The sequence below is a fragment of the Allobosea sp. 47.2.35 genome (assembly GCF_024655635.1).
Taxonomy (GTDB): Bacteria; Pseudomonadota; Alphaproteobacteria; order Rhizobiales; family Beijerinckiaceae; genus Allobosea.
The window spans coordinates 21,900-39,364 of sequence record NZ_JANLGI010000028.1 but is presented as its reverse complement, the minus strand read 5'-3'; the positions used below and the strand labels follow the sequence as shown (position 1 = coordinate 39,364).

General features: G+C 59.3%; 16 protein-coding genes. 6 read left to right on the top strand and 10 right to left on the bottom strand.

What is annotated here, in order from left to right:
- Positions 1–95: 95 nt before the first annotated feature.
- Positions 96–365 (bottom strand): hypothetical protein, encoded by a 270-nt coding sequence (locus NUV79_RS23010; RefSeq protein ID WP_257735403.1) that lies wholly within the window; start codon positions 363–365, stop codon positions 96–98.
- A 442-nt stretch (positions 366–807) separates the two neighbouring features.
- Between NUV79_RS23010 and NUV79_RS23005 the strand changes: the two genes are divergently transcribed.
- Positions 808–1,302 (top strand): hypothetical protein, encoded by a 495-nt coding sequence (locus tag NUV79_RS23005; RefSeq protein WP_257735402.1) that lies wholly within the window; start codon positions 808–810, stop codon positions 1,300–1,302.
- Between the two features lie 391 nt (positions 1,303–1,693).
- Entirely contained in the window at positions 1,694–2,146 is a 453-nt protein-coding gene (locus tag NUV79_RS23000; protein ID WP_257735401.1) for a DUF6941 family protein, read from the top strand.
- A 43-nt stretch (positions 2,147–2,189) separates the two neighbouring features.
- On the opposite strand, the gene NUV79_RS22995 is transcribed toward NUV79_RS23000, so the two are convergent.
- Positions 2,190–2,543, bottom strand: coding sequence for a hypothetical protein (locus NUV79_RS22995; RefSeq protein WP_257735400.1), 354 nt, complete (start codon positions 2,541–2,543; stop codon positions 2,190–2,192).
- A 233-nt stretch (positions 2,544–2,776) separates the two neighbouring features.
- On the opposite strand from NUV79_RS22995, the gene NUV79_RS22990 reads away from it, so the two are divergent.
- Positions 2,777–3,100, top strand: coding sequence for a hypothetical protein (locus NUV79_RS22990; protein ID WP_257735399.1), 324 nt, complete (start codon positions 2,777–2,779; stop codon positions 3,098–3,100).
- A 208-nt stretch (positions 3,101–3,308) separates the two neighbouring features.
- On the opposite strand, the gene NUV79_RS22985 is transcribed toward NUV79_RS22990, so the two are convergent.
- From NUV79_RS22985 to NUV79_RS22965, 5 genes are all read right to left on the bottom strand, one after another.
- Positions 3,309–4,250 (bottom strand): CsgG/HfaB family protein, encoded by a 942-nt coding sequence (locus NUV79_RS22985; RefSeq protein ID WP_257735398.1) that lies wholly within the window; start codon positions 4,248–4,250, stop codon positions 3,309–3,311.
- A 47-nt stretch (positions 4,251–4,297) separates the two neighbouring features.
- The gene (locus NUV79_RS22980) at positions 4,298–4,597 is read right to left on the bottom strand and encodes a curli assembly protein CsgF (RefSeq protein WP_257735397.1); all 300 of its coding nucleotides are present in this window, start codon (positions 4,595–4,597) and stop codon (positions 4,298–4,300) included.
- Between the two features lie 44 nt (positions 4,598–4,641).
- The gene (locus tag NUV79_RS22975) at positions 4,642–5,157 is read right to left on the bottom strand and encodes a hypothetical protein (RefSeq protein ID WP_257735396.1); all 516 of its coding nucleotides are present in this window, start codon (positions 5,155–5,157) and stop codon (positions 4,642–4,644) included.
- Entirely contained in the window at positions 5,142–5,534 is a 393-nt protein-coding gene (gene csgH / locus NUV79_RS22970) for a curli-like amyloid fiber formation chaperone CsgH (protein WP_257735395.1), read from the bottom strand. Before csgH ends, NUV79_RS22975 begins: the two co-directional genes overlap by 16 nt.
- A 66-nt stretch (positions 5,535–5,600) precedes the next feature.
- On the bottom strand, positions 5,601–7,289 hold the full coding sequence (locus NUV79_RS22965; RefSeq protein WP_257735394.1) for a beta strand repeat-containing protein: 1,689 nt from the start codon (positions 7,287–7,289) through the stop codon (positions 5,601–5,603).
- A gap of 595 nt (positions 7,290–7,884) precedes the next feature.
- Between NUV79_RS22965 and NUV79_RS22960 the strand changes: the two genes are divergently transcribed.
- Positions 7,885–8,874, top strand: a complete 990-nt coding sequence (locus NUV79_RS22960; RefSeq protein WP_257735393.1) for a polysaccharide deacetylase family protein — start codon at positions 7,885–7,887, stop codon at positions 8,872–8,874.
- The gene (locus NUV79_RS22955; RefSeq protein WP_257735392.1) at positions 8,871–10,085 is read left to right on the top strand and encodes a glycosyltransferase family 4 protein; all 1,215 of its coding nucleotides are present in this window, start codon (positions 8,871–8,873) and stop codon (positions 10,083–10,085) included. The genes NUV79_RS22960 and NUV79_RS22955 overlap by 4 nt, the downstream gene beginning before the upstream one ends.
- Before the next feature lie 27 nt (positions 10,086–10,112).
- Here NUV79_RS22955 and NUV79_RS22950 read toward each other — a convergent pair whose 3' ends face one another.
- The 3 genes from NUV79_RS22950 to NUV79_RS22940 all read right to left on the bottom strand — a co-directional run bounded on the left by NUV79_RS22950 (position 10,113) and on the right by NUV79_RS22940 (position 15,709).
- A complete protein-coding gene (locus NUV79_RS22950) occupies positions 10,113–11,315 on the bottom strand; it encodes a glycosyltransferase family 2 protein (protein ID WP_257735391.1) in 1,203 nt (400 codons plus the stop codon).
- Between the two features lie 256 nt (positions 11,316–11,571).
- Entirely contained in the window at positions 11,572–12,906 is a 1,335-nt protein-coding gene (locus NUV79_RS22945; RefSeq protein ID WP_257735390.1) for an oligosaccharide flippase family protein, read from the bottom strand.
- A 52-nt stretch (positions 12,907–12,958) separates the two neighbouring features.
- Positions 12,959–15,709 (bottom strand): glycoside hydrolase family 9 protein, encoded by a 2,751-nt coding sequence (locus NUV79_RS22940; protein ID WP_257735389.1) that lies wholly within the window; start codon positions 15,707–15,709, stop codon positions 12,959–12,961.
- 596 nt (positions 15,710–16,305) lie between these two features.
- Here NUV79_RS22940 and NUV79_RS22935 point away from each other — a divergent pair.
- Positions 16,306–17,457, top strand: coding sequence for an O-antigen ligase family protein (locus NUV79_RS22935; RefSeq protein WP_257735388.1), 1,152 nt, complete (start codon positions 16,306–16,308; stop codon positions 17,455–17,457).
- The last annotated feature ends 8 nt before the right edge of the window (positions 17,458–17,465 follow it).

The window sequence follows — 17,465 nt, the reverse complement described above, 5'->3', positions numbered from 1 at the left end:
TCGAGGCCAACCGTCCACTAACAATCGCCTTGGACCTCTCGGCGGGGGCGGATCAGTCAATTAGCCGCCTGCCGCCCGCCTCGCCAAGATGTGCCTCAACGGCTTATGCGGAGGCCAGCGGCGAAGGCAGTACCGATGAGGTAGCCGACATTGAGCGCAAAGAGATACCCAATCAAGACGCCAACACGGAATAGATCCAGCTGATCTGACAAAAACCAACCCAACGTGAAGCTGGCAACTACAACGACCGCTATCGGAACAAGCACAAACACTTGGACCGCGAAGCTGACCGCAAATCCCACCATAAACAGTGCAATTGCAATCAGCAACCACGCCTCCGAATTCAGCGACACAATCGATGCCATTCAGCCGGCATGGGCCGCCCGACCGACAGCCACCTGACGAATCGGTATCCTAAAATGGTAAAAGAAAAGCATTCGGCAGGCCATCGCAAAGCCGGCTGCTATCATCGTAGCATGATCCGTAAAAGCCCCCGCGCTGATCCATGTAACTGATATCGTACATTATTTCGTCGTGTCACGGCGACTGCCAGACCACCGCCTATCGGAATGGCGATCCAAAGATGCAGCGATCGTGCTGTGAACTACCCTCCACGAGCCTTACTGCGGCCGAACAATTCGCGATAAAATCAATCGAAGAGCCTAGTTGGCGTCCGGAGTTGGATATGTCGCACCCTATCGTACCGCCCAGCACCGATTGCGCCAGAGTCATGGCAGTCCGAATGCGACACTTGATGGACGCCCAAGCGCGAGGGTCGGCGATCGACATGGCAGTCGATCACGTACGATGACGGCGACTAAATCCATCGCCGATCTCATAGATCGTGGCGCCATCGTTCCGATCTTCATCGAGTTGGAGGCTGACGAGCAGCCAATGCGACTACTTTACGGAACACCTAATTTCGTTACTTGGCTAGCAGACCGACTCCGAGGCGCAGAAGCTTCATCGATCTCGGACGATCTTTCTCCCGCTCAACAGCTTGATCAGATTTTTTATGATTTTATCAGCGGACGCCAACTTATTCATTCTCGACAGTATCGATTTATTCGTGCAGAAAGCCATGCCGTATGGGAGCTCAAGACTGCTGATTTACGAATATTTGGTTGGTTCATGGCGAAAGATTGCTTCGTCGCCGTTTTTGGTGACTGGGCCGATAAAGTGAAGGATTTTGACCTGTATCGCGGCTATCGACTTGAGGTAAGGCGAATTCGGCGCGAGTTGGGTGTCGACCAAGTTCTATGCGTGAAGGGAACGGATCCGGATGAAGTTCTTTCGGTTTGACATCGGCGGCAAGGCCAGGAGGGCAAGCCGCTTAATCGGCTCTGTGCGGGCTGAGTTTGTGAAGGCACTAATCCATGAAAGAGAAAATGGCCTCACTCGCCAAGCCGTCGCAACCAAACTCCAAATTCCTCGCTCTGAACTTAACGACCAGCTAACAGGCGCATCTTGCCTGACATTGAGGGATATTTCTGACCTCGCTTGGGCTCTTGATCGGGATATCAAATTCGAATTGACACCACGATCACAAAAGCCGGGGCAGAATCTTATTTCGCAAGCGACGACCATCACGGCCATGACGCCCACAGTCGTTGGGACGATACAACCAAATTCAACATTGCCATCACGACCGCAAACCTTTGTTGTGCAGCAACGTCAGACAAAGTAAGGTCAGATGAAAGCCCTAGGCCGATATGGCTACTCAATCTTCTGCGATGACATCCGCAATGAAGTCGGCGGCAAGCTAAGCTTCATCGGCTGCTACAATTCCGTCATGTTCGTTCCTGCGATGTTTCCCTTTACGCTGCCGAAATTTTGCGTTCATCTTCACGTTGTTACACCGGCTCATCGGCCATTCGAACTAATCGTCGCGCGCTGCTACGTGCCTGGGCAAAAGGAACCGATTGTTGCTCAACGGATCGAGGCACCCAATCGTGAAGAACAAGGCCGCTTGGTCGAAGAACTTGGCCATGTGCCCTCTACGCCGAGATTTATTGTCGCAGCTGCCAGTCTGATCTTTGCCCCGCTGAGTATCCAAGAACCGGGCCTGATTAGCGTTCGGGCGCTCGTCGATGACGACGAGAAGGAATTAAAGATAGGTTCGCTGCGCGTTGCCATAGCCGAATGACCACAGGCAAATTTCAGGCTCTGGCAGTGGCCCTCACTCGGCGTCAACGGCTCTGGTGAACGCGGGCATTATTGCCCTGCCCCTGTTGGATAGAGAAGGAGCGATTCGCCGCACCCATCTGTACAATCACTGCAGAGTTGCCTGTGCCCACTTGGATGAGCGTTGAGACCGTCTCGGCACCAGAACTGTTCGGCGCTTGTGGTCCAGACTGCGCAGGCAATACACGATTGGCCGTCAGCGCGAGCCGCGCAAGTGCCGCTTCAGACATCGCGAGAGAACCTTTGGCATCACGCATCGCTGCGTTCACCACCTGCGGCATGTAAGCTTCGCCGGCGATACCTGATGTGGGAATCACCACAGCAAACAGGATAACTGGCAACGCATTCAGTTGGGTCACAACGCACCTCACTTCCGTTCGTCCAGAGAATGGAAGTCTGGCCCTAAAGAATGAATGAAGGACCTGGTTCACATGGCGCACACGCAAACGAAAGAGCTATAAGAATGAAACGTCTCTGCTCAGCACCAAGTTTAATCGCATCACACAGTCAAAGACATCTCCATCTTAGTGCGTTAGGATCGAGCTAATTTTCGTAAAGCGTTCGTATCGCGAGACTGTTTTGGAGCCGCCCCATGTCGAAACTGGTTAGAGGTTTCGTTGCCGCGCTGGCCTGCGGGCTTGCCGGCTGCGCGCAGCAGATTGTACCGCGGAACGACGCCAGAACGCAGGTGCGATCCACCAAGTCCGAAGCCGCAGCCAGGGAGGTTAAGATCGGGCAGGCGCAGGGGCGAATCTACACCACAAATGAGGCCAGTGCCAATACTGGCGCTAAAGTGATGCGACCGATCGCCAGTGGCGCAGCGATTTCGGACCGACCCACGACTTGCGGCCAACAGAACACGACTGATCCGGCCTGCCACACCGCGACGCAGCAGTCGCGGCCGCCCACGCGGTAACGTCTTGTTCCGCCTAGGAGAACGACCACAAGCATCGTGCGTCGAACCTATGTTAAAAATCATATACTAGCTATGTATTCCAACAATCTACATTCTGCATGCGATGTCAGAGTAATTTTCTATAACTAAAAGCTAGAGAGCGATCTGTTGACGCCGCAATAAATCTTTCCTCACACAATAATTCAACGAGTCCCGCGAGCGTCGCGGTTTACTTTGAACTCGGATTTCGGCTGCGGTCAGCGACAGGCACTGGCAGCGGAGCTGCGTCGATCTGCTCAGGACTACGCATCTCGATATTGACGGCCTTACGTTGCTCATCGAGCGCTTTCATGAATGCCGCACCAGCGGTCTGATCAGCGAAGTCCCAAAGCTTTGCCTTGATGCCTTCAAAAATCAGCGAATAAACCGCCAATTGGATACCTTCTCGAACGGCAAGCGTCGCCGGAGAGTTTTTGGTGAAACCCGCCTCCGCCTGGAGCAGGTGGTCGATTTTTGCGAACTTGAATGCGCTGCCTTGGACGAGCACCGAATAGATAGTCTTCGTGGTGGTAACAGAGGCAATCACCCTGCCTGTCTGGACGCTAACGGCGCGCAACGCGACCGTGACAACATCCTGGCGATATTGAGTGTTTCCGCCGATGCCGAGGTAGTTGGCACCAACACCTCCGGTCGTCTCATTGGTATCATACCCAATCAAGCCGCCTTGCAGGAGGATTCCGGCGAAACGCAGCGCCGGCAACCCCTGAGCTCGCTTTCCATCGACTGCCGTGCGCGTGTTCTGAATAATCTGCCGCTCTTGTAAGAGAGGCTGCAGGTCATTGCGCTCGATGACATTGAACCACGCACCATTGCCAGCCTTGGTTAGCACGTCTGACAGAATAGCGCTGCCACCCTGAGTGACCGCGCGCGAGAATTCGGCAAAATTATCGTTTGGCTTGTTCTGGCCGGTTAGGTCGGGGAAGCTGTAAACTGCCACATCCAGTTTCTGTACTGGGGGTGGCAGGCGGTCGAGAACGATGCCTGTCTTGGTGTCCGGCACCAACGTTGCAGGTTGAGCAATGGGGTCGCTCGCTGTTCCGGCGATTACGCAGCCACCAGCCGATAGCGCGAGCGCGAGAGCGCCTACGCGGTGTAAAGTCATACGGAGCATTGCTGAACTCTGTTTTGGCGGACGAACCCGCTCTGACGCGCAGGATATCAGGGCGAAGCGGGAACGACGGGCAGCCCATTGCCGCCGATCACGACGATCGGAGCTTGGCTAGCGCCACTGCCAATACCACTCAACGCCGACGTGAGGCCGGATAGGTCGGGCGATTGCTGCCCAGACTTTACACCCTTGCCCTGCGCTTGGGCCGTCGACATCAGGAAGCTACCATTCAGCGCGTTGCCACCGAAGGTCGGATTTGTAGGCCTATAGACCTGCTCGCCGGCAAGGCACGGGCCGGTAGCGGCGAAGACGCCAAGCAACGTAACAGAAGCCACTTTCCCCAACGCCATAACCTGTCCCTCCTACGGATTGGCAGACATTCCGCCCAATCTAGCTATCTCTTGATCAGTAAGCCTCCATTTGGAAGCCGAGCAATAAACATATTAATTGGCGAAGACCCATTAGGTTGAATAACTCCAACGGACAGGCCTTGGGTATTAAGTAGCACGAGATTTGATCTCAGGTTGTTTCCATTCTGCAACACGCCGACATTATTGGCATTTCCAGCAATGATTCCAACTGTGGAATGGTTATTCGTGCCATTCTGGATCTGAGCAACGTTATTATAGTTACCAATTTGCAAGGTCTGAGCAATGTTGCGGCCTCCCTGCGTTATTGCCTCTGGGGCAACGCGTGGTGTCGGCGCCGCAATCGAGCGACCAGCCTGCATCGCGCCTGACATGACGCTGCCCATCGACACAGATTGAACCGGCATACGCGCGCCAGCTTGGCTTTGCTGAATGTAAGCCGTCTCGGCCAGGGCATGCTGCGATGCGACGGACATGGTCAGAGCAAGCGCAGCGGCACCGACTAGACTCTTGGCCAGCCTAGGCCTTAGGGGGAAGTACATGAAACGCTCCCGCGATCCGATTCCAAGGACAAGGATGCCGTGTAATGGCCCATCGCCTGCCGCTCGAGCATGACTGTAGTGAGGATGCTTTCTCCGCCATTCGCGAGCGAGAAGCTTCCACCGAGTTGGTTCTGGCTCGTGCCAGCCTGGTTCTGCTTGAGAACCGAAAGTTGATAGCGCCCCGCGACAGCCACGGGTGATTTGGCCACAGCACGCAGCCGCAGCATCGTGCCGGTATCATCGACACGCAATTCACAGACGAGGCGACTATCGGCCATGGGCGGTTTCACTGGGAAGCCTGATGCAGGGGGTACTACAAGACAGACGGCAAAGACTGCTGATCCGGCGGCAAACAGAGATATCGAGGGCGACAGCATCTGCTCATCTCCCGATACAGGAATGACCGGGTGGCGGAGTAAAAACTCCACCACCCGGCCGTCAGGTCACTTCTGCGAGACGACTGCGGTGTTCTTGTAGCCGAACTGCGCGACGGTCGAGTTGTTGATACCGACACTATTGCTCTGCTGCGAGATGGAGGCGTAGTTGCCGACGCCGACCTGAACCGTCTGCTGCAGATTTGCGCCGATCATGCTCTGCATGCCGGTCTGGCCGACGACAGCCTGGTTGTCGGTACCGACCTGCATGATCAGCGAACCGTTGCCGCCAGCCGAGAGCGGGTTAGCGACCTGACTGGTGAGCGCGTTGTTGCGCGCACCGATCTGGATGGTTGCGGCCGCGTTCTGAGAAAGCGACTTGGGATCATTGCTCTGGCTGGTGACAGCTACGTTCTTGACGCCGGCCTGCATCGTCGCCTGAGCGTTGGCGCCGTTGACCTGACCAACGAGGGCCTGGTTCTGCACGCCAAACTGGCCAGTAAACGAGTCGTTTGAGACCGAGCCGGCCGGAACAATCGGACGGACGCCGCTCTGTGAGGTTGTAGAGACGTTGGCACGGCCAGCCTGGATCGTCGCAGCGTTGTTATTTACGCCATTGGAATGCTGAAGCAGCTTAGCGCCAATGCCGGTTGAATCCTGACCGGTGATCGACTGGTTGCCGGTGCCAAGCTGTACGGTGGCTGAGCTATTGTTGCCGCCAAGCCCATCAGACCCCGGGAGGCTTCCGAACCAGCCAAGGCTCGTCGGGATGCCAGCCGAACCCGTGGTCCGCTGCGAGGTGACCGAGTTGTTGTCGCGGCCGACCTGGAGGGTCAGAGAATCGTTGGTCGCGCCGTAGGCAGTGGCGTACTGGCCGGTAGTCGACCAGTTGCGCGCGCCGATCTGCAGCGTGCCCTGGCTGTTGTTGCCGCCATCCTGGCCAACGATCGAGCCGTTGTTGCGGCCGAACTGGCCAGTGAACGAACCGTTGGTCGTCGCCGCGCCGCTGCGCTCGCCGACCTGGCTGGTCGAGGCATAGTTCTCGACGCCGGCCTGGAACACGGCCGAGTTGTTGTTGACGCCGTTCTTTCCGCTGCCGCCATTCGCATCCTGCCCGGTAGCGGCCTGGTTACCGCGTCCGATCTGGACGATAGCCGAGTTGTTATTGCCGCCGCTCTTACCGGTGTTGGCCTGCGAGGTCTGCGAGACGACGGCGTTGTTGCCGACGCCGAACTGGGCAACGCCCGAGTCGTTCTTACCGCCGGTCTTGTTGGTGGTCTGGCCGGTCAGGGCGTTGTTGCCACGGCCGACCTGCAGCGTGGTCTGGTTGTTGTTGCCTTCGGTCTGGCCGACGATCGAACCGTTATTGGCGCCGAACTGGGCAGTGGCCGAGGCGTTGGTCTTGGTCGCGCTAGTGGTGCTGCCCTTCTGCGAGGTCGCAGCCGAGTTCTTCACGCCAACCTGCAGGGTGCCCTGGCGATTGTTACCGCCGGCCTGACCAACGACCGCGCCATTCTCACGACCGATCTGGATGACACCCGATTCGTTGGTGCGGTTGGCGAGGGCACCACTCTGGGAGGTAGCAGCGTAGTTCTTCGAGCCAATCTGAAGCGTGCCCTGCTTATTGTTGCCGCCAGCCTGGCCGACAGCGGCGCTGTTTTGAGCACCAATCTGTCCGATGACAGATTCGTTGCCGGCGGCATAAGCGAGTGACGTAGAGCTAGCCAAAGCCAGCGACAGCGCGATCAACCTCTTCATCGGATGCTTCCCTGTGCGTTCCATATTGGGGCATACGGCTATCGTAGCCCTCGAACGCAATTAACGCATCGTTAAGAGATTGAGCAAGCTGTTTAGTGAAATTTTCCTTAATTTCTATTTTTGGCTCTTAAATTCTTTAAATTCTCCAGCGACACACCCTTAAGTAAGGGATTAGATTTCACATTCACACCCGCGTCATTATTCATTATTTAGGCAGATATTTTAATGTTATAAACAAAAATTGACAATTATTAGCCGCGACGGCGCTATATTACATCTAGATTAAGAACTATGTATGCATGTCTCCCAAAATCATAAGGCCATCAATGTTATAAATTACTATAATAAATTCTTTCGGCAAAAGATTCAAGAATTATTACTATTGGCATGCTACCTTTCATGCTGACGCTAAGGAAGCTGAGTCTCAGGCCAGATTTCCGGCAAACCGTGGGCCAGCCAATCCTTATGCCCATATTTTCCCAGGGCGCCGGGGTGATTGGCTCAGCTAATGCGGTTACATGGTGGGACCTCTGCATAAAATGAGAAGCTACAAGATCGTTCAGGCAGGCATGGGTGTGCTGGTAGCGCGCGAGACATGATGAAGGCCAGATTGAGAGACGCGGTCGGCAGCTTAGCTGCCAAAAGCGGAGCAATTGCCCGGCGGGAATCGAAGATTCGCGGCCACCTCACGATTCTCTGTTACCACCGCATCTTGCCGGAACCGGCGCGTAGCGCTTATCACGATCCGGATCTGGTGGTGACGCCGGAGATTTTTCGGCAACAGTGCCGGTCACTCGCGCAACATTATCACGTGCTTCCGCTAAGCGAAGCGCTTGCAAGTCTAAACGGCCACACTATCCCTGAACGGCCGCTCGCAGCCATCACTTTCGACGACGGCTATCGGGATAATATCGTTATCGCGGCGCCGATTCTTCGAGAGCATTCGCTGCGAGCGACCTTCTTCATTGTTGCTGGGCTGGTCGACACTGATCGATTGCCTTGGTACGATCTAGCCGGGCAGGCTTGGCTGACGCTTTATCCGCGCACCGGACGCGCGACCGTCAAGGCAGAGCTGGAACGAGTAAAGCGGCTGATGCCTGCACAGCGCCAAATTTGGCTGACAGAACTTGTTGAGAGGGCGTGCCCGCATAAGATCTCGGACCTGGACCGCATTATGGCCTCCGATGATCTTCGCGTGCTGAACTCTGAAGGCCATGAGATCGGCTCCCATACGATGACACATCCGCTCCTGCCTCAATGCGAAGACCGAGCGCTCATCCATGAACTCGAACAGTCGCGTCGCGACCTGAGCGAGATCACGGGGCGATCCGTTCCCGGGATATGCTACCCCAATGGGGACTGCGATGCGCGCGTTCGCCAGGCGACGGAGGGAGCCGGATACGATTATGCTACGTCCGTGCGGCAAGGGACCAACGATGCGAGCGAATTCGACCGATTTGGTCTCAAGCGGTGGTTCATAAATCAGGAGCGGCTGAGCACCAGATCTGGCGCTCCTTCCGATACGTTGTTTCGAATGGAGATCTGCGGCTTGGCGGACAGCATCTTCCGTTGGAGACGCGGATGACGCGGGTCGCCTATCTATCTAGTCTCTATCCTGCGCCAAGTCATACGTTCATCGAACGGGAGATTCGCGCGCTCGAGTCGACTGGGATAGAGATCATCCGATTCTCGATACGGAAGCCCAAATTCGAGGAAATCATCGCCGAGACGGCGCGCGAAGAGCTGCGCCAGACGCGCTGGCTGGTTCCACCTGCACCGGGTGCCTTCATCAAGTCTGTGATCTGGGCGGCGGCGACGCGACCGCGCCGCCTCGTCTCGACGTTGCGGGAGGCCCTGTCAGGGGTACGCAGTGCTCGGGATCGGCTGAAATGGGTCGCCTATTGGGCTGAGGCGATCCTTCTGGCCTATTGGGCAAAGCGCGCCGGAGCGAGCCATCTGCACTGTCATTTCGGAAACTCCGGCTCCAATACGGCGATGATCGCAGCGAAGCTGGCGCAGTTGCCTTTCAGCATCACTTTCCATGGTATCGATCTAGACGAGCCCGACCGTTTCCGTCACAGCGCCAAGCTTAGGGACTGCGCCTTTGCGGTGTGCATCAGTGACTTCGGGCGCCAGATCCTACTCGCCCACAACGGCGATCGCGACGCCTCTAAAGTCCATGTCGTCCGATGCGGGTTTGAGCCGATAGCGCCCGAGGCCGTCATTGCGCTGCCCGCTCGCAATCACATAGTCTGCGTGGCGCGCCTTTCGCCCGAGAAAGGCCATGATACGCTGCTGGCTGCGTTGGGCATTCTGAAGCGACGCGGCGTCGCTTTCACCTGCACGCTGGTCGGAGGCGGTCCCCTCGAAGAGGAAATCAGGAAACAGATCAAGGATGCCGAGCTCGCCTCCGTGATCGAGATGGCCGGCATCCGCACGCCGGCCGAGGTCCAGGCGCATATCGCTGATGCCGATCTCGCGGTACTCGCGAGCTATGGCGAGGGCATCCCGATCGCCCTGATGGAGGCGTTTGCGCAGAAGCGCCCGGTAATCGCGACCCGAGTTGGCGGCATTCCGGAGCTGGTAAAGGACGGAATCAACGGGCGTCTCGTGACGCCGGGAGACGAGGTCGAGCTCGCGGCAGCAATCGAGGCCGTTCTCTCCGACCAGGCGGCCGCCGCGCGGATGGGCGAATCTGGTTGGCGGACGGTCGGCGAGCAACACGATCTCAAGGCGAGTACGCTGGAGATGCGGAAGTTGTTCACGCATGCGGTTCTGCGCGCCAGTCAAGCCTGACGCAAGCGCTGGGGGACCAGAGGCACCTCAATTGCCGGTGCGGCTGCGGTCTGTACGGATCCATTGCGAGGTCGAGGATCTGAAGGGTCCGCGCGAATAAACCGCGATCTTGGACCAGATGAAATGCACTAGGAACGGCAGTAACCGCGCCGGAAGCACCTCGCGTCCGTAGCGCCACCAAGCCAGCAGCGTGAGAGCGACAACACAAACGAGCGTCACCGAGGCGATCCATATTGGCAAGACCCAGCCGCCGAGAAAAGCGAGCCCGCCGGCCATGATGGCAGCGGCCGCTAGTAGGAAGATAAGCAGAAACATCGGCGGCACCGCGATGTCCAGGGCGAGCATGAACAGACCCAGATCGCGTTTGCGGAGAGCGGCGCGTAAATATTGCGGGGCAATCCGGACTAGAGACAAGTGGCCGCGCTCCCAACGCTCGCGTTGTGTCCGAGTTCCCTCCGCGGAAAACGGCGCCGCGGCCCAGATCGAGGCCTCGCGGCAGTAATAAGGCGGATGCCCCGCCTGTGTCAGATCGAGACCCAGTTTTTTGTCTTCGGCGGCATGGCTGTGGGCAAGGTCGGCGTCTCGTATTACAACCCAGGGGCATGCGATGCCTGATCCGGTGATATGGCTGGGAAGGCCAAGCTTGCGCAGCCCGAGTAGGCGAACATCGTTCTTCACGAGGTGCCCGAAGCTTGCGACCGGCGCGTCGATACGCGCTCCTTCGACGGAGAGCATAACATGCTTGCCCTGGATGGGGCGGCCCGAGCTATAGCAATGGCTGACGAGGACGTCGAGGGTGTCCGCTTCGATCATACTGTCGGCGTCGAAGAAGACAACCATGTCCGGAGAGTCGCTCTCAAGATAGCGTATTCCGAAGTCGAGTGCGTAGCCCTTGCCGCGTCTGGCCTCGTCCCGTCGCTCCACGACGATCGCACCAACGCTGCGAGCCTGCGCTGCCGTGTCATCCGAGCAATTATCGGCGACAACAACAAGTTTGTCGCCGGGCCGAAGCTGACCTTTGAGCATAGAGAGAATCGGCAGGATTCCCTCGCCCTCATCATGCGCAGGTATGATGACCGCTAGCCTGCCGCGCTCTCCGTACACCATCGGGCGAAGCTCGCGCCCACGCACTGGGAGGATCGCCAGCAGCAGTTGCAGGCAATAGAATAGGCCGAGAAGCGAAAGCACGACGACCATCGCAGCGACGATCGCAGATAGCAAATGGACCACTTGACCTCCTAACGGTGCGACCTTTGCAGCCGCGCGCCGAGGTGTAACCTGTCTGTCTCATCGACGCTCGTCGACCTCACATAACGGCTCGGCAGTCCATCACAGCGCAATATCGTTAATCAAGGTTAGCATGACTGAGCACTCGCAGACTATTTTGTCGATGCCATCCCTCTCCGACGCAGAAGGGGCTCGCTAGGGCGCCCCACATCTGCGGATCGACAACACGCCCATTGTAACCTTCAGCCCTGCCGCTCCGCTAAGAACGCATTAAGATCTCCAGCGAGGAGCCAAAGCCAGCGATGTATCTCGCAAATGATAAGACCGCGGTGAAGGCGATCAGGAGGGCCGTCGTTCCAACATCCTGCGCGAGGAAAGAGAAGCGCTCGCGCGCCTGTCCAACGAGCGCGGTCAAAAGCCTTGGCAGGTCGGCGAGGGCGATGCCGATCACCACTCCTGGTGCGCCGTGCGAAGCGAATGCCAGGGGCAAGGCGACGGAGAGGTAGCCGAGCTTGAGACTGTTACCGATCACACCATAGACTGGCCGCCCCAGCCCGAGCAGGCTATATTCGTTCAAGCTCGCCAAAATCGTTACCCAGATGCCCCCGAGCAACACGGGCAGCATCCAGGCTGCTTCGACATAGCGGCTGTCGTAGATCATCTTGATGACAAGGTCGGCGACGCAGATGCTGCCCGCGAGCATAAAGGCTGCGGCAATCAGGAGCTTCAGGCGCAGCGGAGCCAGCTGTTTTCGGACCTCTGGCAGCGGGGTCGCGCGCGCAGAGGCTATCACCGGAAACACCAGCGAGTGGCTCAGTCGGTTGACGAGCGCGCTTGGCACGTCGGCGATCGCGCGGGCGATGCCATAGACGCCCAGCGTCGCGAGTGGGACCACCTGCGCGAGGTAAAGGCGGTCGAAGTTCGCGCACAGAAACATGAGTAGCGAGGACAGGGTGATCCACTTCCCGAACGACACGATCTGCCTTGCATACTGCACGGAGAAGATCACTCGCTGTCGTGCATCAGGGAGACAATAAGTAAGGGCGATGCGGATCGCTGTGGCGAGCAGGTTGGCGAGGATCAGTGACCATATGGTAGGACTGTACAGCGCGAACAGGATAGCGATGACGCTCGCCAGCACCTCCTGCGACAGTTCGAAGGCCGACATCTGGACGACCCTGAGATTCCGCTGCAGCATGTAGATCGAGGTCGACATCATCCCCGATATCGTCAATGTCAGCGCGCTGACTTGAATGATGATCGCATCGACGTGATAGTAATCGGCGATCAAGGGGGCGAGGAAGATAAGGATCGCGCTGAGGAGGAAGCCCCTGACGATCTGAATGATCCAGGCCGTGTTGAAGAATGTCGGCTTGTCGCCATTCTTGTGGTGGATGATGTTCTGGCCGATCCCGATATCGGAGAATAGTTCGGCGCCGATCCTGATCGTGTTGACCACGACCATCATGCCCATGATGTTCGGCGAGAGAATGCGCGAGAGTATGACGCTCGACACGAAGCGGAACGCCACGGCAATGAAGTAGAAGACGGTCGTCCACCCGATTCCGGCGACGAGTTTTTTCGACGAGATCACCCTCTGACTCCGCCTTGGCCGCTCTTGTCCCTGGAACCGATCCTGCAGCCGATTACGGCTGCCGCGGAACTGCGGCGGAGAGATAGATCCAGAGGGCCGCGACCGGCCCGATGGTTTGATGGATCGTATATTCCTGCTGCATCACCACGCCAGGATATTCGATGAAGTACTCGTAGTAGGGCATAATTAGCCGGTTGGGCTCGACGCGTTTGAAGGCGACGCCGTTACGCTGAGCCGCATCGGAGAGTGGGGCCCAGGCCGGTCCGAAAATCCAGTTGTAGGAGGTCAGGGACTGCGGCGCCCAGCCATAGAGGGTGATACCGGCGGGCGCGGCAACGCCCATCGCACGGTGGTCCTCATGCAACGGATGGCGGACATTGCGATGGCCGAGGCCCGTGGTGAGGCTGAGGCCAACCTGGTTCGCGCCGAGGATATGAGCCGAGCCGAGCTGCATGGCGCGCAGGATGCGGTCGTCCGAGGTGGCCAGATGCGAGCGGACCAGCAGCTGCAGGGCGTTGTAGTCCGGAGCCAGCCCCTGGCCCCATCCGACAGGTGTATAGGCGTTCTTCAACGTGATATAGGTTGCCGTTGCGTGCGGGCGCAGGATATAGTCCGCCGCGTGGGCGAAGGCTTGCCTGATTGAATATTGGATGGCGCGGTCGGCCCGGTCCGCGGGAAGCTGGAGATATTCCCAAGGCCCATCACCCTGGCTCGCGACATCGACGCCCTCGGTCCAGGCTTTCTCGAAAACGGCCCGATAGGGTTGCTCGCCGGTCAGACGATAGAGAGAGGCAGCCGCCGCCGTGCGGACGACGCGAGCTGCGGTCTGGAGTTCCGCCTTGCGCGTGGCCCATTCCCTGAATTCGACGGCATTGGTCTTGCGCATCGTCTCGAGAGCGGCGGCATAGAACTTGTCCGGATCGGCCAGGCCGGCCTCCGCGGCGGTCCACGCCGCCAGCGCGCTGTCACGATAGAACTTGGCCAGTTCCGGCTTCTGCGCGCTGCCGAGAATGCGCGCGAGCTTGGCCGCGGCGGCTGCATAGCGATAGCCGGAGACGTGGTCGGGTGCGTAGACGAACACCCGCTGGCTCTCCAGGAAGCTCGGCTCGCCCAGGACGGGGTGGCTTGCGCTTTCGATGCCGCCGCGCACGCGTCCGTCGGGGAGCTGCATCCTTCGGAAAAAGTCGATGTTCCAGATCGCCTCCTGCAGCAGGTCCGGAAGATCGTCTGTCCCCGCGTAAAGCTTGGGGTCGAGAACCTCGCTTGCTTTCGGCAGGCCGAGCTCGATCGACCGCGCCTTTGGCCCAGCATGCTCGTTGAGGTCCATCAGCGCGTAGCTGACCTCGAGATGCTGGCTGCGCCGATCCCAATCCCCTGCGTCCATGTAGCCGCCCCAGAGATCGGGATTGCCGGCGGAGGCGTCGAGCCAAGCCTCGGCGGCGCCGGTCGAAAACGGCAGGAAGCCGGTTCCGCCCTCCGAGCTGAAGGCGAGCGGCAACTTGCTCTGGACCAGCGCCAGCTCCGGGCCGGGCCGGAATGCGGCGGGCCTAGAATAGCCGAAGCGGCCATCGAGTGCGATGCCGCTGCGGTGGTGGAAAAGGCCGGCGGCCCCAATCCGGGCGGCCTTCAGCCAGACGTCGTCGGCGACGCGAAAGGGGTCGGAGACGCCGAGGCCTGCGATCTGGATCCGGTAATCCCCGGCCTGCTCGGGCCGAAAGGACGAGAAATCGAGCCGGTAGACAAAGGTACCGGCCCTGTTGATGCGCTGGGCGGGCGTTACCTGGCCGAGCGTGTCATCGGCCGCGGTCAGGCCGTGGCCGTCGACGCCGGCGAGCGCGAACTGGTTGGAGGAGGCCTTGATCACGGTCGCCGCACCGTTCAGCCGCGCCAGGGCTCCAGTGAATCCGGAGAGGGTGACGAAATCGCCATCCTTGAGCCCATGGCCGGAGGCGGTGAAGGCGATAGGATCCGCCGGGCTCACGCCGCTGGGACGGATCGGCGCGCGATCAGCGGTCGGATAATCGATCAGCGGCGCAGGAAAGCCGCTGCCCTCCTCGGGATCGCGCGGCCCGCGCCCAAGAGCGACCTGCCCGGTGAAGACCGCACGCCCATCTGAATCGATGATCTTGAAGTCCTTCAGCCCATAATCGGAGAAAGTCACCGCGCCGCCTTGCGGTCCTCCAGGCAGCCAGAGGGCAAGGTAGGCGATCTTGCCGAGATCGCCAGGGGCATAGCCGTTCTGGTTGACGCGGATCGCGCTCGCCCGCATGCGTGCGTCGTCGAAAGCGAATCTCGTCTCGGGCAGGATCTGCCGCGGCCACCTGATCGCATAGTCGCCGTGCGTCAGCGGTCGATCGAGCTTGAGATAGACGTAATGCTTGAAGCTCGCCGTCGAGGTCGTGTTGCCATCATCACCACGCAACAGCCCTGAATCGTAAGGAACGGACTTGCGATAGACGGCGACGACCTTACGGCCGCCGATCGCGGCGTACTCGGCTGCCTGGTCGACCGCCGAGCGATCGAGCACCGTTGCGGGCGGGATATCGGGGCTGCGAAGATGCGTCCGCTTCGGTCCGAGGACCAGGCTCCAAGCGCCGTCCTGATTGATCCAGCCGGCGCTCTCGCCCGCCGGTCTGGCCAAGGCAACGATGCGGCCGGGCCTGAACCCCGGCTCCCGGATCTCGACGGCGACGACGTCCGGCGCAGCGATCGTGACCTCGTGCACCACAGGACGCTGCTCGGCCTGCGCGAGCGCGGCCGATGCCAGGGCCGACATGACGAGGGCGTAGATCGTACGAAACATAATCACCTCTCGGGCGGCCGCCGGCGGGTCGGACCCTATTCGAGGCCAATATTGAAATCTACGGGCGCGCGACGCGTCCTTGAAATTGAGTTACTTTCTTCATTAATGCCTGATCCGCGGGGAGATCTCCACTTCCCTTTAGAAACATCCGCGTCCAAGATGAACGGGGCGAGGCAGACCGGCTGCGCCAGGAGCCGAGACCTCCGTCGTCAAGGGCGCAGGCCGTCGACTGGACCGCCGGGCCCATCCATCTAGCGACCGTAGGGGACCCGTGAAACCAAATATCAATGCGGTCGTCCGAGGATGCGTCCGTCGCGCGCGAACGCGTCGGCAGGATCGGGCAATCGCGCTCGTCATGACGAGACGGGCGCCAGATCGGAAGGCATAACGATCCGATGAAGCTCGTCGCACTGCTGATAGCCCTCGCGGGAACGTTCCCCCTCGCGCTGTACATGCAGAGTAATCCGTGGGTTCAGAGATACGCTTGGGTCGCGCTCGGCAGCCTGCCCTTTCTATTGCGCGCCCTGCACATCGATTTCGGTCTGATCTCTTGGGGCAACCGCTGGATAGGTTATGTCTACGGCATTGAGATCTCGATGCTGGACATCATCGCTTTTGGCCTTTTCTTGATTTCGCGCAAGGTCCGGCTCGGGTTCAACTTCCACGTTCCGTTCATCTTATACCTCGCTGCAATCGCACTCTCGATCTTCCAGGCCGATGAGCCGCTCGCGGCGGTTTTCTACCTCTGGCAATTCATGAAGGTCTACTTCATCGCCTTGGTGGTGGCGCGCGCCTGCATCGACGAGAATGTGCCGGTGGCGCTGCTGAAGGGCATGGCGTTCGGCCTTTTCATCCAGATCTTCGTGATCGCCTGGCAGAAATGGGGCCTGCACGCGATCCAGCCCTCCGGCACCTTCTTGCACCAGAACACGCTCGGCCTCGCTGCGCATTTCGTCGTGTTCCCGCATATGATGCTGCTGCTGTCGGGCATTAGGCGGCTGCAATTCATCGTCACGCCGGTCAGCGGCCTTCTCATCGCCGCCTTGACCGCCTCGCGCGCCGCCCTCGGCTTCTGCGCGTTCGGGCTCGTCCTGTGCCTGGCGGTTTCCGTGCTGCGACGCTGGACGGCTCACAAGGCCCGGATCGCCGTCATCGGCGTCATGGGCGCGCTTCTGATCGCACCGGTCGCCGTCTCGTCCTTCCAGAAACGCTTCGACGCGGTGCCGCTGAACGAGTCGGAATATGACGAGAGAGCAGCCTTCAACCGGGCCGCGATCGCTATTGTCGAGGACCACCCGCTCGGCATCGGCGCCAACCATTATGTCCACGAGGCCAAGAACGCCGGCTATTCGATCCGCGCCGGCGTCGCGCCCTTCGAGGGCAACCTCAACAACATTGTCCACAACGCCTATCTGCTGGCCGCTTCCGAGACCGGGTATTTCGGCGCCGCGAGCTTCATCCTGATCCTGGTATGCCCGCTACTGACGGCGCTGCGCTATGGCTGGGTCGCACGCCGAACGCGCCTCGGCGATCTCCTGCTTGGTTGCGCGATCGCCCTGACCGTCGTCTGCCTGCACTCCTTCCTGGAGTACATCTTCTTCGGCAAGGACATTCAGTATCTCTTCGCGATCCTCGTCGGGTTGATCCACGGCTCGGCAGCGAGCCTGCGCCGGGCGTGCGCGCATAGGCAGCCGAGCCGGTTATCCGGCCGGGCTGCGCTCACAGGCCTGACGCCTTCCGATCGATGAGCTGACAG

Bases quoted from the DNA above. Each gene is read 5' to 3' on its own strand.
- NUV79_RS23010 (WP_257735403.1), bottom strand. From the start codon at position 365: ATGGCATCGATTGTGTCGCTGAATTCGGAGGCGTGGTTGCTGATTGCA.
- NUV79_RS23005 (WP_257735402.1), top strand. From the start codon at position 808: ATGACGGCGACTAAATCCATCGCCGATCTCATAGATCGTGGCGCCATC.
- NUV79_RS23000 (WP_257735401.1), top strand. From the start codon at position 1,694: ATGAAAGCCCTAGGCCGATATGGCTACTCAATCTTCTGCGATGACATC.
- NUV79_RS22990 (WP_257735399.1), top strand. From the start codon at position 2,777: ATGTCGAAACTGGTTAGAGGTTTCGTTGCCGCGCTGGCCTGCGGGCTT.
- NUV79_RS22985 (WP_257735398.1), bottom strand. From the start codon at position 4,250: ATGCTCCGTATGACTTTACACCGCGTAGGCGCTCTCGCGCTCGCGCTA.
- NUV79_RS22980 (WP_257735397.1), bottom strand. From the start codon at position 4,597: ATGGCGTTGGGGAAAGTGGCTTCTGTTACGTTGCTTGGCGTCTTCGCC.
- NUV79_RS22975 (WP_257735396.1), bottom strand. From the start codon at position 5,157: ATGTACTTCCCCCTAAGGCCTAGGCTGGCCAAGAGTCTAGTCGGTGCC.
- csgH (WP_257735395.1), bottom strand. From the start codon at position 5,534: ATGCTGTCGCCCTCGATATCTCTGTTTGCCGCCGGATCAGCAGTCTTT.
- NUV79_RS22965 (WP_257735394.1), bottom strand. From the start codon at position 7,289: ATGAAGAGGTTGATCGCGCTGTCGCTGGCTTTGGCTAGCTCTACGTCA.
- NUV79_RS22960 (WP_257735393.1), top strand. From the start codon at position 7,885: ATGATGAAGGCCAGATTGAGAGACGCGGTCGGCAGCTTAGCTGCCAAA.
- NUV79_RS22955 (WP_257735392.1), top strand. From the start codon at position 8,871: ATGACGCGGGTCGCCTATCTATCTAGTCTCTATCCTGCGCCAAGTCAT.
- NUV79_RS22940 (WP_257735389.1), bottom strand. From the start codon at position 15,709: ATGTTTCGTACGATCTACGCCCTCGTCATGTCGGCCCTGGCATCGGCC.
- NUV79_RS22935 (WP_257735388.1), top strand. From the start codon at position 16,306: ATGCTGGACATCATCGCTTTTGGCCTTTTCTTGATTTCGCGCAAGGTC.